This is a genomic window from Kosakonia sp. YIM B13571 (assembly GCF_042788095.1).
GTDB classification, from domain to species: domain Bacteria; phylum Pseudomonadota; class Gammaproteobacteria; order Enterobacterales; family Enterobacteriaceae; genus Kosakonia; species Kosakonia quasisacchari.
On sequence record NZ_JBHZPL010000006.1, the window covers coordinates 1 to 15460 of the forward strand.

The 15460-nt window shown below is 53.8% G+C and carries 16 protein-coding genes; 9 read left to right on the plus strand and 7 right to left on the minus strand.

The features are described from left to right. Positions 1-62: 62 nt before the first annotated feature. Positions 63-1493, minus strand: coding sequence for an outer membrane channel protein TolC (gene tolC / locus ACFX4O_RS15400; RefSeq protein ID WP_380211548.1), 1431 nt, complete (start codon positions 1491-1493; stop codon positions 63-65). Positions 1494-1699: 206 nt separating this feature from the next. Between tolC and nudF the strand changes: the two genes are divergently transcribed. The 5 genes from nudF to parE are packed head-to-tail and all read left to right on the plus strand — an operon-like array spanning position 1700 to position 6112. Then, a complete protein-coding gene (gene nudF / locus ACFX4O_RS15405) occupies positions 1700-2332 on the plus strand; it encodes an ADP-ribose diphosphatase (protein WP_131407598.1) in 633 nt (210 codons plus the stop codon). Continuing rightward, positions 2329-2751, plus strand: coding sequence for a DUF1249 family protein (locus ACFX4O_RS15410; protein WP_020455285.1), 423 nt, complete (start codon positions 2329-2331; stop codon positions 2749-2751). Before nudF ends, ACFX4O_RS15410 begins: the two co-directional genes overlap by 4 nt. A gap of 24 nt (positions 2752-2775) precedes the next feature. After that, complete coding sequence (gene cpdA / locus ACFX4O_RS15415) at positions 2776-3603, plus strand: 3',5'-cyclic-AMP phosphodiesterase (RefSeq protein ID WP_131407596.1); 828 nt, start codon at positions 2776-2778, stop codon at positions 3601-3603. Further along, positions 3603-4178, plus strand: a complete 576-nt coding sequence (yqiA, locus tag ACFX4O_RS15420) for an esterase YqiA (RefSeq protein WP_380211551.1) — start codon at positions 3603-3605, stop codon at positions 4176-4178. The genes cpdA and yqiA overlap by 1 nt, the downstream gene beginning before the upstream one ends. Positions 4179-4219: 41 nt before the next feature. Next, positions 4220-6112 carry a DNA topoisomerase IV subunit B gene (gene parE / locus ACFX4O_RS15425; RefSeq protein WP_131407905.1) on the plus strand — a complete coding sequence of 631 codons (1893 nt, stop codon included), beginning with the start codon at positions 4220-4222 and terminating at the stop codon, positions 6110-6112. Positions 6113-6194: 82 nt separating this feature from the next. Here the strand turns inward: parE and ACFX4O_RS15430 are convergent, their stop codons facing one another. Together ACFX4O_RS15430 and ACFX4O_RS15435 are read right to left on the minus strand one after the other, a co-directional pair. Next, entirely contained in the window at positions 6195-6365 is a 171-nt protein-coding gene (locus ACFX4O_RS15430) for a hypothetical protein (protein WP_380211553.1), read from the minus strand. A 7-nt stretch (positions 6366-6372) separates the two neighbouring features. Beyond that, complete coding sequence (locus ACFX4O_RS15435) at positions 6373-7245, minus strand: AraC family transcriptional regulator (RefSeq protein ID WP_131407592.1); 873 nt, start codon at positions 7243-7245, stop codon at positions 6373-6375. A gap of 165 nt (positions 7246-7410) precedes the next feature. On the opposite strand from ACFX4O_RS15435, the gene ACFX4O_RS15440 reads away from it, so the two are divergent. The 3 genes from ACFX4O_RS15440 to ACFX4O_RS15450 are packed head-to-tail and all read left to right on the plus strand — an operon-like array spanning position 7411 to position 11792. After that, positions 7411-9237, plus strand: a complete 1827-nt coding sequence (locus ACFX4O_RS15440) for a DUF2264 domain-containing protein (protein ID WP_380211555.1) — start codon at positions 7411-7413, stop codon at positions 9235-9237. A gap of 58 nt (positions 9238-9295) precedes the next feature. Beyond that, positions 9296-10555: an oligosaccharide MFS transporter gene (locus tag ACFX4O_RS15445; protein WP_131407588.1), complete on the plus strand. Its 1260-nt coding sequence runs from the start codon at positions 9296-9298 to the stop codon at positions 10553-10555. A gap of 46 nt (positions 10556-10601) precedes the next feature. Next, on the plus strand, positions 10602-11792 hold the full coding sequence (locus ACFX4O_RS15450; RefSeq protein WP_380211558.1) for a glycoside hydrolase family 88 protein: 1191 nt from the start codon (positions 10602-10604) through the stop codon (positions 11790-11792). A gap of 40 nt (positions 11793-11832) precedes the next feature. On the opposite strand, the gene ACFX4O_RS15455 is transcribed toward ACFX4O_RS15450, so the two are convergent. From ACFX4O_RS15455 to qseB, 4 genes are all read right to left on the minus strand, one after another. After that, positions 11833-12147 carry a putative quinol monooxygenase gene (locus tag ACFX4O_RS15455; protein WP_380211560.1) on the minus strand — a complete coding sequence of 105 codons (315 nt, stop codon included), beginning with the start codon at positions 12145-12147 and terminating at the stop codon, positions 11833-11835. A gap of 34 nt (positions 12148-12181) precedes the next feature. Next, positions 12182-12763, minus strand: coding sequence for an NAD(P)H-dependent oxidoreductase (locus ACFX4O_RS15460; protein ID WP_131407582.1), 582 nt, complete (start codon positions 12761-12763; stop codon positions 12182-12184). 107 nt (positions 12764-12870) lie between these two features. Next, complete coding sequence (qseC, locus tag ACFX4O_RS15465) at positions 12871-14217, minus strand: quorum sensing histidine kinase QseC (protein ID WP_380211562.1); 1347 nt, start codon at positions 14215-14217, stop codon at positions 12871-12873. Further along, positions 14214-14873, minus strand: a complete 660-nt coding sequence (gene qseB, locus ACFX4O_RS15470; RefSeq protein WP_380211563.1) for a quorum sensing response regulator transcription factor QseB — start codon at positions 14871-14873, stop codon at positions 14214-14216. Before qseB ends, qseC begins: the two co-directional genes overlap by 4 nt. A gap of 144 nt (positions 14874-15017) precedes the next feature. Here qseB and ACFX4O_RS15475 point away from each other — a divergent pair, with 144 nt between their 5' ends. Next, positions 15018-15407: a YgiW/YdeI family stress tolerance OB fold protein gene (locus ACFX4O_RS15475; protein WP_200552268.1), complete on the plus strand. Its 390-nt coding sequence runs from the start codon at positions 15018-15020 to the stop codon at positions 15405-15407. Positions 15408-15460: the final 53 nt, after the last annotated feature.

Sequence of the window (15460 nt, forward strand, 5' to 3'; positions counted from 1 at the left end):
TAACGCTTAACGCTTAACGCTTAACGCTTAACGCTTAACGCTTAACGCTTAACGCTTAACGCTTAACGCTTAACGCTAGTACGTGCTGTGGCAGGTTGTGCGTTGCCGTTGAAGTTATCAACGCTTGCCGCCTGCTGCGCATCTTCTGGTGCGACGTTTTCCGGCGCGGTATCGACCGGTTTACCCAGCGTGCTGTTCAGCGCCAGCAGATCCTGCTCGTTCAAAGAACCCAGCGCGGATTTGATGTTCAACTGGTTGATCAGGTAATTGTAACGCGCACTGGAGAGCTGCTGCTTGGCGTTATACAGCGTGGTGGTCGCGTCCAGCACATCAACGATGGTACGCGTACCCACAGAGTAACCGGCTTCCATCGCATCCAGAGAACTCTGGGCAGAAACCACCGCCTGTTTGTAGGCGTTGATGCTGCTGATGGAGGCGTTCACGTTGTTAAACGAGGAGCGCACGGTCTGCACCACGTTGCGGTGCGCGCTTTCCAGTTGCTCGCTCGCGCCAACAAAGTTGTACTGCGCCTGTTTCACCTGCGAGCTCACCTGGCCACCCTGATACAGCGGCAGAGAGAAGCTCAGGCCGACTTTATTCTGGCCCGCGTCAACATCCGGGTTTTGCGCACTTTTTGAACCGCTGTAAGAGGTGTTAGAGACACCTGTCGAGGCGGTTAAATTCAGCGTTGGTAAATGGCCATCTTGCGCCTGGCGAATTTGCTCGCGCGCCAGATCCTGGCTCAGTCGTGCCTGCAGCAGGGTCAGGTTACGGTTTTCCGCTTCCTTCAGCAGCGCATTAACGGCTTGCGGTTTGTCGGTCTTGAAATTGTCGACGTTCAGCGAAGCCAGTTGCGGGTAGTAATTACCGGTGACCTGACGCAGCGCTTCCACCATGTTGTCGAGGTTGTTGCGCGCGGTCACTTCGTTCGCCAGTACGGTGTCGTACTGCGAGCGGGCGTTTTGCACATCAGTGATGGCAACCAGGCCAACGTTAAAGCGCTGGGTCGTTTGATCCAACTGGCGGTAGATCGACTGTTTCTGTGCTTCGGTGTAGGAAAGCGTATCAATGGCGCTCAGCACGTTGAAATAGGCAGTCGCCGTATTCAAAATCAACGTTTGCTGATCGGTCTGCCAGGTGACGTCCTGAATGCCTGCCGTTTTTTCCTGCAGCGTCAAGGCGCGCCATTTTGACATATCAAAAATGGTTTGCGTTAACTGCAAGGACGCGCTGGTGACATTCGAATTGACGCCTTTGCTGTCACGGTAGCCATTGGAATAGTCATAATCTGCACCCAAACCAAGCTGAGGCAGTAACGGGCTACGCGCTTCGTTAATCTTTTCAAAAGCAGCATCGCGGTCAGCAGCGGATTTACGGAGATCCGGGTTGCTCAAACGCGCCTGCTGATAAACCTGTAACAGGTTTTCTGCCTGGCTCATGGCGCTGAAGCCGGTCAGGCTCAGGCCGATAAGGAGGGGGAGCAATTTCTTCATTTGCATTCCTTGTTGTGAAGCAGTATTAGCGCTGGTCTAAATTAGAAAAAATAATCGCCGATTCTACCAGATAGTGGCACCGCTTAAGCTTGGCGTAACGTGCCATCGGCGTAAATATGCATCAATCTATCACATAGCACTTGAAACGATAGCTATACAGGCTTGAAATCTACTGCTTTGTCATTATCTCAAAAGAGACGCCGCCCATGAGTAAGCCAGTAACATCCGCAGTGACTTTCACAAAAAACGATGTAGAAATTATTGCACGGGAAAGACTCTATAGCGGTTTTTTTTCGCTCGATCTATACCGCTTTCGCCACCGTTTATTCAATGGCGAAATGAGCGGTGAAGTACGCCGTGAAATTTTTGAACGCGGTCATGCCGCAGTCTTGCTACCCTTTGACCCAGTACGCGACGAAGTTGTGCTGATCGAACAGATCCGCATTGCGGCGTTTGATACCAGCGAAACCCCATGGTTGCTCGAAATGGTGGCCGGCATGATTGAAGAGGGCGAAAGCGATGAAGACGTTGCGCGTCGCGAAGCCATCGAAGAGGCCGGTCTGCACGTTGGTCGTGTGAAAAGAATGTTGAGCTATTTGGCAAGCCCTGGCGGCACCAGCGAGCGTTCCGCCGTATTGGTGGGCGAAGTGGACGCCACGCAGGCCTCAGGTATTCATGGTCTGGTGGATGAAAACGAAGATATTCGTGTTCATGTGGTGAGCCGGGAACAGGCTTACCAGTGGGTAGAAGAGGGGAAAATCGACAACGCAGCGTCTGTCATTGCCCTGCAATGGCTGCAACTGCATCATGAGAGCTTACGAAACGAGTGGAAAAAATGAAGCGTTATACACCTGACTTCCCAGAAATGATGCGCCTGTGCGAAACCAATTTCGCCCAGTTGCGCCGCTTGCTGCCGCGTAATGACGCAGCGGGCGAAACGGTGAGCTATCAGGTGACCAACGCGCAGTACCGGTTAACGATAGTCGAATCCACCCGCTACACTACGCTTGTGGAAATTGAGCAGACCGCGCCATCGATTAGTTACTGGAGCTTGCCGTCAATGACGGTGCGGCTTTATCACGATGCGATGGTGGCTGAAGTGTGTTCGAGTCAGCAGATCTTTCGTTTCAAAGCGCGTTATGATTATCCGAATAAAAAGTTGCATCAACGCGACGAAAAGCATCAAATTAACCAGTTTCTGGCCGATTGGCTGCGTTACTGTTTAGCACATGGAGCAATGGCGATTCCGGTTTGTTAGCGTCGTGAAACCTAAGGACACCATTTGGAAAGCCTGTTAAACCTCTCTCTGGCGGGTGAGCCCAGAGTGAGGGTATTACAAATAACTGATTCTCACCTGTTTGCCGAAAAGCATGAAACGTTGTTAGGGGTGAATACCTGGGAAAGCTATCAGGCGGTACTGGAGGCTATCCGCTCTCAGCAGCGTGAATGCGATCTTATTGTCGCCACCGGCGACCTGGCACAGGACCATACCGCTGCGGCTTATCAGCTTTTTGCTGATGGTATCGCAAGCTTTGACGCGCCTTGCGTTTGGCTGCCGGGAAACCACGATTTCCAGCCCGCCATGTACAGCGCGCTGCAGGAGGCAGGGATCTCGCCGGCGAAACGCGTTTTTATCGGCGATCACTGGCAAATTCTGCTGCTCGACAGTCAGGTGTTTGGCGTACCGCACGGTGAATTGAGCGAGTTCCAGCTCGACTGGCTGGAGAAGAAACTCACCGACAGCCCGCAGCGCCACACCTTATTACTGCTCCATCATCATCCGCTCCCTTCCGGTTGCGGTTGGCTCGATCAACACAGCCTGCGTAACGCTGGTGAGCTGGATAACGTGCTACAACGTTTTCCGCAGGTGCGGTATCTGTTATGTGGGCATATTCATCAGGAGCTGGATCTCGACTGGAACGGTCGCCGTCTGCTGGCGACGCCATCGACCTGCGTGCAGTTTAAACCGCACTGCGCCAACTTTACGCTTGATACCATCGCGCCCGGCTGGCGCTGGCTGGATCTCTACCCGGACGGAACGTTGCATACAGAAGTTTGCCGTCTGGAAAGCACCCAGTTCAGACCGGATACCGCTTCAGAAGGATACTGATGTCCACTCTCCTTTATCTGCACGGGTTTAACAGCTCGCCGCGTTCCGCCAAGGCGACGCAGCTTTCGCAATGGCTGGCGCACCATCACCCGGAGATCAACGTGATTGTGCCGCAACTGCCGCCTTACCCCGCCGCGGCGGCAGAATTGCTGGAATCACTGGTGCTGGCGCAGGGCGGAAAACAGCTCGGTATCGTCGGTTCTTCGCTTGGTGGCTATTACGCGACGTGGCTTTCGCAATGTTTCATGTTGCCAGCGGTGGTGGTGAATCCTGCGGTACGCCCATTTGAATTGCTGGCAGATTATCTCGGCAATAACGAGAACCCCTACACAGGGCAGCAATATGTGCTAGAGTCTCGCCATATTTACGAGCTCAAAGTGATGCAAGTTGACCCGCTCGAAGCGCCGGATTTAATCTGGCTGCTACAACAAACCGGGGACGAAGTGCTGGATTACCGCCAGGCGGTGGCATACTACGATGCCTGCCGCCAGACAGTCGAAGAGGGCGGAAACCATGCCTTTGTGGGCTTTGAGAATCATTTCACACAGATTATCGATTTCCTTGGGCTGCATTGAGCCAACAGGGAAACGATGCGGTCACTATCTACGAACAAACCATGACGCAATCCTATAACGCTGATGCCATAGAGGTACTCACCGGGCTTGAGCCGGTTCGCCGCCGTCCGGGGATGTACACCGATACCACGCGCCCTAACCATCTGGGCCAGGAAGTTATTGATAACAGCGTCGATGAAGCGCTGGCGGGCCACGCCAGGCGCGTGGACGTGATCCTGCACGCCGATCAGTCGCTGGAAGTTATCGATGACGGGCGCGGTATGCCGGTGGATATCCACCCGGAAGAGGGCGTTCCGGCCGTTGAGCTGATCCTCTGTCGTCTGCACGCGGGCGGTAAATTCTCTAATAAAAACTACCAGTTCTCTGGCGGCTTGCACGGCGTTGGGATCTCGGTGGTTAACGCCCTGTCTCGCCGCGTAGAAGTGACCGTCAAGCGTGACGGCCAGGTCTATAGCATCGCGTTTGAAAACGGCGAAAAAGTGCAGGATCTGCAAGTGATCGGCACCTGCGGTAAACGCAATACCGGCACCAGCGTCCATTTCTGGCCGGATGAATCTTTCTTTGATAGCCCGCGTTTTTCCGTTTCTCGTTTAACGCATCTGCTGAAAGCCAAAGCCGTTCTTTGCCCGGGCGTTGAGATCACCTTTAAAGATGAGGTGAACAATGCTGAGCAGCGCTGGTGCTATCAGGATGGCCTGAACGATTATCTGTGCGAAGCGGTGAACGGCCTGCCGACGCTGCCGGAGAAACCGTTTATCGGTAATTTCTCTGCCGAAACGGAAGCGGTAGATTGGGCGCTGCTGTGGCTGCCGGAAGGCGGCGAGCTGCTGACTGAAAGCTACGTCAACCTGATCCCAACTCTGCAGGGCGGCACCCACGTTAACGGTTTGCGTCAGGGGTTGCTGGACGCGATGCGCGAATTCTGCGAATACCGCAATATCTTGCCGCGCGGCGTGAAGCTGTCGGCGGAAGATATCTGGGATCGCTGCGCTTATGTGTTGTCAGTGAAGATGCAGGATCCGCAGTTCGCCGGGCAGACCAAAGAGCGTTTATCTTCTCGTCAGTGCGCCGCATTTGTTTCTGGCGTGGTAAAAGACGCATTCAGCCTGTGGCTGAACCAAAATATTCAAACGGCGGAACTGCTAGCGGAGATGGCCATCTCCAGCGCCCAGCGCCGTCTGCGTGCCGCCAAGAAAGTGGTGCGTAAAAAGCTGACCAGCGGCCCGGCGCTGCCTGGTAAGCTAGCGGATTGCACCGCGCAGGATCTGAGCCGCACCGAGCTGTTCCTCGTGGAAGGTGACTCGGCGGGCGGCTCCGCTAAACAGGCGCGCGATCGTGAATACCAGGCGATCATGCCGCTAAAAGGCAAGATCCTGAATACCTGGGAAGTCTCTTCCGATGAAGTGCTGGCCTCGCAGGAAGTGCATGATATCTCGGTGGCGATCGGTATCGATCCAGACAGCGACGATCTGAGCCAACTGCGCTACGGTAAGGTTTGTATCCTCGCGGATGCGGATTCCGACGGCTTGCACATCGCCACATTACTGTGTGCATTGTTTGTGAAGCACTTCCGCGCGCTGGTGAAAAACGGCCACGTTCATGTGGCGCTGCCGCCGCTGTACCGTATCGATCTCGGCAAAGAGGTTTATTACGCGCTCACGGAAGAAGAAAAAACCGGCGTGCTGGAGCAACTGAAACGCAAAAAGGGCAAACCGAACGTGCAGCGCTTTAAAGGGCTGGGCGAAATGAACCCGATGCAGTTGCGTGAAACCACGCTTGATCCAAATACCCGCCGTCTGGTGCAACTGGTGATCAGCGACGAAGACGAGCAGCAGACCAACGCAATGATGGATATGTTGCTGGCTAAGAAGCGTTCAGAAGATCGCCGCAACTGGCTGCAGGAAAAAGGCGATATGGCGGATATTGAAGCCTGATCCTCTCCGGCTTGCTTACTCGGTCAGCGAAATGCGTGGGCCGGGTAAGTAAGCTAAATGCGCAACGGAGCCGCTTTTACCGTCAGTTCAGTTTGGGGTTGTCGCGCTTCCCGTACCGATAGATATCCACCAACGCACGACCACAGTTCGGGCTGCCGTGGCGCAACCCATCTGACAGCGCACTTTTCAACTGTGGCAGTTTCATCAACTCTTGCTGAATCAGCTGCGGTAACATTTCGCTAATTTGCTTCACCGCTTCCTTAAACCCGCTTTGTAACCTGACGGCCAGCCCGGTTTTTCCGGTATTGCAGCGGCGTTTCGCCAATGCCTTTTTTAAAGGCGCTGATAAAGTAGGTGACATCGGAGAAGCCCACTTCGCGGGCAATATGATGAATGGCCAGCGCGCTATGCAGTAACAAATCGCATGCTTTGCGCAAGCGCAAGGTGTTCAGATACTGATGAATGGGTTCACCTGTCTCAACATGGAAACGGCGCGAGACATAACTACGCGATTTACCCAACTCCTGCGCCAGTCGCGCAAGGCTGAATTTATGCCGGTAATTTTCCTCCAGCCAGAACATCACCGGTGTGGCAATACCGCTGCGTTCATCCGGCAATTTCTGCTTATCTTCTGGCAACATACTCAACAGATTAAGCAACAAACAGGCGACCTGTTCTCCATTCAGACTGTGGTTTTCGGCAAGCCTCGCGTAACAGCTAAACAGATGGTCGATATGTGGATGAATGGCGGCAACATCCATCACCACCGCCGCACCGCCGCGAAGAGAGAGCCGCTGTAAACGGTGGTGATTGTGCGGAAACGCGCGCAGATTTTGCAGCAAAGCATGGTGATCCACGTGAATGATGGTGCGACGATAGAGGGCCTGCGCTTGCTCATCCACCATCACTTTATGGATGGTGAAAGGCGGAAAGAAAAAGAGCCGGCCTGGCCGCATGGTGTACTGGCGGTTATCGACCATCACCACGCCAAAACCCTCCTCCACGTACAGCACCTCCAGACACTGATGCCAGTGGTGGTAGCGCACGGTGTTGGCGAAAAGTCGGCTAAACGACACCACCGTATCGTTTAATGTGATCAGCTCAAGACGTTCGTTCTGCAATGGCATTGCCATAGTGCAACCCATCTCAATTTTTACCCCGCAAGATACATTTATAAACCACAGTTTTAAATTTTCTCAATAGCGGGTTCAGATAAAGCGTGCCGATGTGACAAAGCTAACATTTCCGGCGGTTGCTCATTAACTATCCTTCAGCCACACCATGAGGGAGAGAATGCTATGCAGGCGGCGGAAGTGAAAACATCAAATCCATTGTCATCCCGCGACGATGTGGTCGGCGCGTTGAAACAGATGCTGGCGGCGCTGGACAAACAGTTTCCTGAAGGGGCGTCGCATTTCTCGCTGGGAGCCACCAGCGCGCATTACAGCGATGCGATTGCCGAAATGGAAGGGTTGTCCCGCGCGTTGTGGGGGCTGTTTCCGTTAATGGCAGGCGGCGACGCAGAGCCTTTCAGCCACAAATATCTGGCGGCCATCAAGCGTGGCGTCGATCCGCAAAGCGCAGGCTATTGGGGCGCAACGGAACCCTACGATCAGCGGCTGGTGGAAATGGCGGCGTACGGTCTTGGGTTGGCGCTGCTGGGCGATAAACTCACCGCAATGCTGAGCGAACGTGATGTACAAAACTTGCACCAGTGGCTGAACCAGATCACTGACGCGCAGATGCCCGACAGCAACTGGAATTTTTTCGCCATTATGGTGCAGCTCGGTTTTAAACGTGCCGGATTACCCTGGGATGCCGCAACCATCGAACGGCGCTTTAGCATGATGGACGCCTATTATCTTGGCGATGGTTGGTATTCCGATGGCCCGGGTCGGCCAAAAGATTACTACATCTCGATGGCGTTCCATTTTTACGGGCTAATTTACGCCACGCTGAATGGGAAAGACGATGCATCGCGCGCGGCCACTCTGCGCGAGCGGGCAATGCTTTTTGCCGACGATTTTATCTATATGTCGGCGGCGCAAGGCGAATCCGTGCCTTTTGGCCGCAGCCTGACGTACCGTTTCGCGATGGTGGCCTTCTGGAGTGCGGTTGCTTTTTCCGGGCTGGAGGTGTTGTCTCCAGGCGTGGTGAAAGGGGTTATCCTGCGCCATTTGCGTTGGTGGTTACAGCAGCCGATTTTCGATCGCGACGGCATTTTAACGCTCGGTTTCGCCTACCCGAACCTTGCGATGTGTGAAGACTACAATTCGCCTGGCTCGCCATACTGGGCGCTGAAAGTTTTCCTGATTCTGGCGCTGCCGCAATCAAACAATTTCTGGCAAGCACCAGAACTGCCGCTCCCCGAGCTCAACACGCCGCGCACGATTGACCCTGCCGGGCAGATTATTGTCCACAGCGATCGCTCGCGGCATGTCTGGATGCTCACCGCAGGGCAACTGGAGCTGAACAATTACGTCAATACCGAGGCGAAATACACCAAGTTTGCCTACTCCAGCCGCTTTGGTTTCACCATTGAACGCGGGCGCTACGGAATTAAACATGCCGCCTGCGATTCTATGTTGCTGCTCAGTGAAGGAGATAATTACTTTCGTGGCCGCCGGGAGTGCGACGAGGTAGTGATCACCGGGGAGGCGATTTTCTCGCGCTGGTCGCCGTGGTCAGACGTACATATTGCAAGCTGGCTTATTCCTTGTGGTGACTGGCATTTGCGCGTGCATCGCGTTGATTCCGCACGCCATTTGCAAAGCGTAGAGGGCGGGTTCGCGGTGCTGAAAGCGCCACACCGTAACGAGCAGGGCGGCAGCCTGGTGCGCGCGGAAAATGGCGTCAGCGGCATCTTTGAATTACTGCACGCCGCGCCACGCGAAACCGACAGCGTGGTTACGCCGCCCAACAGCAGCATTATGTTTTCGCCTTGCGCATCGATTCCGGTGTTGCGTGGGGACATTGCACCAGGCAGGCAGTGGCTGGCCTGTGCCGTTCAGGCCGCGATTACGGAGCAGGCTTTTGATTTTGTCTTACCGCAATTGCATATCGAAGAACACGCGCTGGTGATTAACAAACCGGGGCAGAAAAATAATATCGTTATTGCCTTTTAATTCCCGGCTGCGGCCGGGTACTGAACTCTGAACCCTACATGCTTTCGTCGAGGATAGTATGGAAAAGATCGCGATAAATAATAAATCCGAATATTACAAAATCAGTACCTTTATCTTTCTCTATTTCTTTACCTGGTCGGCAAGTATCGGCTTGCTGGCTATTTGGTTAGGGCAAAAAGCCAATCTTAGCGGCACGGTTATTGGTACGGTGTTTGCTATTAACGGGATTTTTTCTGTTATTTTAAAACCGATCTACGGTTATATTCTGGATAAAATAGGTATGAGCAAATACTTGCTCTATTTTGTAGTGCTAATGTCGGCATTAATGGCACCCTTTTTTATCTACGTTTACCAACCGTTATTACTCTCAAATACTTTGCTGGGCATTATAGTCGGAGCCATCTATTTAAGTTTCGCGTGGTATGCGGGTGTTGCCGCCTGCGAATCCTACACTGACCGCTACAGCCGCTTAAACGGCATGGAGTTTGGCCAAATCAGGATGTGGGGCTCGCTCGGTTGGGCGGTGGCATCCTCGTTCTCCGGCCTGCTGTTTAACCTCTCACCAGCGTATAACTTTATTATGGGATCGGTCGCGTCGCTTATCATGCTGGCGGTACTGCTGAGCCTGAAAGTCAACGTTAACGCCGCAAATGCCAGCGAGGTGCTGACCAAGGAAAAAATCGCCCCGGCGGATGTCTACGCTTTGCTGCGTAACCGCAAATTCTGGGCATTCTGTCTGTATGTTGCCGGTGTGGCGTGGATGATGTTTATCGCCGAGCAGCAGTTCTCCCGCTATTTCGTCACCTTCTTTGATGACGTCCATCAGGGCAACGCAGTGTTTGGTTACCTGGGTACGGTGCAATCCGGCATGGAATTCGTCATGTATATGGTGATCCCGTTATTTGTGAATTTCATCGGCGCGAAACGCGGGTTACTGATTGTCGGGTTGGTGGTAGGTGCGCGGTTGATTATTTCCGGACTGTGCGAGTCTCATTTGCTTATTTCAGTATTAAAACCGTTATACGGCCTTGAGATTTGTCTGCTGTTGGTATCGGTATTTAAATATATCGCTGAGCATTTCGATAAACGCGTTAATGCCACCATGTATTTATTAGGCTACCAGGCAATGTTATATGTTGGCAACGTCGTGGTTTCTTCGCCTGCCGGTATTTTGTATGACCGTATCGGCTTTGAACATACTTATATTATTATGGGCTGCGTGGCACTGACTTTCACATTAATTTCCTTGTTTACGTTATCGGCCTGCCAAAGTAAATGGCGTCAGCATGGCGCACTGGATATCGCGAGAAATAACTAGCGCGTTAACGGCTATTTTAAATTTTGTACCAAGAAGGAACCGAAATATGTTAAGTAAAATCGTTGAGGAAACGTTACGCGATTATCCTGGCGCACCTGTGGATGCGCAGGTATTTAAAGATGAACTTGATTCTGCGCGTAGCCATACCCTTGAACTGATTCGCCGTCATTTAACGGAATTCGGAGAACACTTTCCTGCCGAAACCTGTGTGCAGGGTTATTACCCGTTAACCGACAATGTTGAGTGGACCACCAGTTTCTGGACCGGGCAGCTTTGGCTGGCGTGGGAGATGAGCGGCGATGAGCACTTCCGCGCGCTGGCACAGCGTCATGTGCGCTCGTTCGGCCTGCGTATTGCCGGGCGCAGTGACACCAACACCCACGATCTCGGCTTCTTATATACGCTTTCGTGCGTGGCAAGCTGGCGGCTGACCGGCAATCGCGATGCGCGTGGTTTCGCCCTGCTGGCGGCGGAAGCGCTGCTGGAGCGCTTCCATCCCAAAGCACAGATCATCCAGGCGTGGGGCGATCTTCGCGATCCCGAACAAGCCGGGCGGATGATCATCGACTGCAATATGAACCTGCCGTTGCTCTACTGGGCAACAGAGCAGACCGGGGATCAGCGTTTTGCCGATGCGGCGCAAGCGCATGTGCGGCAAGCGGCGAACTACCTGATTCGTGAAGATGCCTCCACGTTTCACACGTACTATATGGATATCAACACAGGTGCGCCGCGTTACGGCAATACGCAGCAGGGTTACGCGGATGATTCCTGCTGGTCGCGCGGGCAGGCGTGGGGGATTTACGGCTTTCTGCTGAGCTTTATCTACACCGGCGATAAAGAGATGGTGGCGCTGTCGAAACGGCTGGCGAACTACTTTCTCAACCGCTTGCCGGAAGATGCCGTGTGCCACTGGGATCTGGCGCTGGTCGGTACTGATGCGCTGCGCGATTCGTCATCAGCGGCGATTGCCGTATGCGGGCTACTGGAACTGGTTAAACATCTGCCCGTTACCGATCCGGACAGAGACCGCTACCAGCAATGGGCAATGCGCATTATGTCATCGCTGAATAAGCATTATCTGGCAGGTAAAAACGACGCCACCAACGGGTTGCTGAAACATTCCGTGTATCACCTGGCGAGCAATAAGGGCGTTGATGAATGTTGTAGCTGGGGAGATTACTTCTATGTGGAGGCGCTGATGCGCTTTTCGCAGAGCTGGAAACTCTACTGGTAAAGAGCAGTGTCCCTCTCTTTAAACGGAGAGGGACAAACGCTTAGAGACCCGCTTCCAGGATGCGGATATGCGTCTCGAGCACGTCGCCTTTTACCGCTTCGCTCCACGCTTTCATATGCGGCGTCTGCAGGTGCGCTTCAAGGTGCGCCACGCTTTCCCACAGTTCCACCATCATGATGGAGTCCGGCGCGGTGGCCTGAAAACTTACGTTAGCCGCATGATCGACCAGCGGCGCGTAGCCGTGGCAACCCTCTTCCTGCAGTACTACCGGCACAATTTTCGTGAATTCATCAAGCACCGCCTGGCGGTGATGCTGTCCTGGACGGGTACGGATTTCTGCAATTACTGTCAACATGATTAACCTACTCCCTATAAATCCAGCTTCACAGTTAAGCAAAAATCTCACTCAGATGCTTGCGATATTCTGCGATATAGCGCGGCACGTCCGGCATTTTAATCACGTCGTTAACGATAAAGGTTGGCAACGCGTCCATACCCAGGAACTGGTTTGCTTTGTGGAACGGCAGATAAACACCGTCTACGCCCACGCCGTGGAAGAACTGTTCTTCATCCGTAAACGCATCCATCGGTGCGTTCCAGGTCAGCGACAGCATATAGGTTTTGCCCTGAATCAAACCGCCGGAACCGTATTTTTTCGAAGCGTCAGAACGCGTGCGGCCGTCGCTGGCGTACAGCGAACCGTGCCCTTCGGTGAACACGTCGTCCATATACTTTTTTACTGTCCACGGCGCACCCATCCACCAGCCTGGCATTTGCCAGATAACGGTGTCAGCCCACAGGAAGTTTTCCACTTCTGCTTTGATGTCGTAATCGCCATCGGTACGTACGGCTTTAACATCATGCCCGGCGTCGCGCAGAAAACTTTCCGCGACCTCGGTCAGGGTGTCATTCAGTTGGCCATTAGAGTGCGCGAATTTCTTCGCACCGTTGATAATTAAGATATTGCTCATGAGAAATCCTCGGTTAAATGCGTTTGACGGCGATTTTAACCGGATCAACGGTGCGGAAAAATTGGCAAAAAGTGCAAAGACTTTTGCTTGAGCCGCAATAAACGTCGCTACCAGCTCACCTGCGCGATAAACCCGCCTTGTGGATGATTGCCAAACGCGACGCGCATGTGATGCAGGCGGGCAATGCGCTGCACAATTGATAACCCCAGCCCACTGCCGGTTTGCGTTTGCCCCGGCGGGCGATAAAACCGCTCACCAATGCGCGCCAGCGCTTCATCGTCAATACCGGGGCCGTTATCGCGAACACTAAACTCAGTGGCGTCCAGCGTCACATCGACAACACTGCCTGGCGGGCTGTAGCGAATGGCATTATCCAGCAGGTTACGCACCAGCAAGCTAAGCAAAAGCGGTTGCGCCTGGCGGCTGACCGAAGGGGTATTGAGATGCAGGCGTATATCGATGCCAACCTGCTGTGCTGTAGGGTAAATCTCCATTACTGCCGATTGCAGCAGGGATGCCAGCGAAACCTCTTCGACGTCATCAAGGTTGCTCAGGGAATCCAGCCTTGAGAGCGTCAGTAATTGATCCACCAGACGCGTGGCACGATCGATCCCCACGTGCAACTGGGCGAGGGCTTTTTGTTGTGCGGCGGGATCGTCATCAGAAAGCTGCGCGACCTCGGTTTGCACTTTCAGCGCCGCCAACGGGCTGCGTAACTCATGTGCGGCATCGGAAGTGAAGCGCCGTTCACGCTGCATCATGCTGTGCGTGCGGTCAAAGAGCTGATTCAACGCATCCACTAACGGGCGCACTTCATTGGGCACGCCTTCACTATTGAGTGGATCGGCACGATCCGGCGCCCGCGAACGTAACGCCTGCGCCAGTTTTTTCAGCGGTCGCAATTCAAGGCTCAGCAATACGATCAATAGCGCCAGCATCAACGGTAGGGCGATAAGCCACGGAGTGAGCTGCGAGGTGACTATCTCTAGCGCCATCTCGTGGCGATAATCCCACTCTTGGCCGACCACCACACGAAATTTCCCGTTCGGCGCAGTGAGCCACAGAAAACGCCATTTATCGTCGTCATCACGTAGCTGCCCGTTATCAAACCCTTCCCGCCGGTAGTTGTAGGGGATCTCTTTGCCGTTTTCGCCATCGTGCAGCAGCATGTTGCCGTCGGTTGAGTAGATAGCGAAAGCCAGCGCATCATCATCCAGATGCCCATGTTTGATCTTCTTTTCACCGAACTGCGGCGCGGTGTTTTTCAGCGGCTCAAACTCCATCACGCTCAGCCGTTTGGCGAACAGCGTTTGCTGGGTATCAAACAGTTTGTCGAGTTTATCGCGGGTTTGCTGCCAGGCAACGAGGCTGGCGCACAGCCAGGCGACCATCGACAGCAGCAAAAACAGCAGCGTCAGGCGCAGGCGTAAACTCAGCGGGCGGGTCAGTTTCATGCGTCTCCCAGGGTATAACCGATGCCATGAACGGTGCGGATAAACGCTGTACCGAGTTTGCGCCGCAAATGATGCACATGCACTTCCACCGCGTTGCTGGTGACATCGTCATCCCAGGTATAGAGTTTCTCTTCGATCAATTTACGCGGCAGAACGCGCCCGGCATTGCGCATCAGCAGTTCCAGCAGGGCGAACTCTTTCGGTTTTAGCGCCAGCGTTTCCCCATCAAACGTGGCGACCAGATTAACGGGATCGAGCGTGACATTGCCGTGGCGCAGCAGACTTTGCGTCTGCCCGTGGCGGCGGCGGATAAGTACTTCGAGCCTGGCGGCTACTTCAACCAGCGCGAAGGGTTTGCACAGATAATCATCTGCGCCCAGCCGCAGTCCCTCAACGCGCTGGTCAATGGCATCGCGCGCGGTGAGGATCAGCACCGGTTCTGCGCGCTTTTGTTCGCGCCAGTCGCGCAGAATATCCAGCCCGTCGATGCCCGGCAGCGTTAAGTCGAGGATCACCGCATCATAAGGTGCGCTAAACAGGGCAGCCTTGCCTTGTTTGCCATCGGTAAACCAGTCGACGCTAAAGCCTTTTTTGCCCAGCCCGGTTTTTAAACCGTCGCCGATGAGCGTGTCATCTTCCACCAGTAAAATGCGCATTTTGCCTCCTTTCACTCCGTGTTATTGGCAGTAAAACCGCTGGTGGTCGACAATGTACAGAGGAAAATAATCTTTTTTCCCGTTAAGAAGTCGTTAAGGAGTGACGGGTTAAATGGACGTTAACCATCGTAAGGGAGATAAAACATGAAAAAGATTGCTGCACTTGTCGCTGTTCTCACACTCTGTTCCGCACCGGTTTTCGCGGCGAATCCAGGCGGTTTTACCGGGCCGGGCGCAACGTCGCAAAGCGGGGGATTTACCGGGCCGAACGGCAGTAAAGCCACCGTCGAAAGCGCGAAATCACTGCGCGACGACGCTTGGGTGACGCTGCGCGGTAATATTGTCGAGCGCATCTCTGATGATACATATCTGTTTAAAGATTCGACCGGCACCATCAATGTCGATATCAACCACAAGCGCTGGAACGGCGTGACCGTAGGGCCACAAGATACGGTAGAGATCCAGGGGGAAGTCGATAAGGACTGGAATTCAGTTGAAATCGACGTCAAAGAGATCCGCAAAGTCACTCAGTAAGCGCTAAACGCGCGTGAAAAAATCGCTCATCGCTATGACTCCTCGCCGCAGAT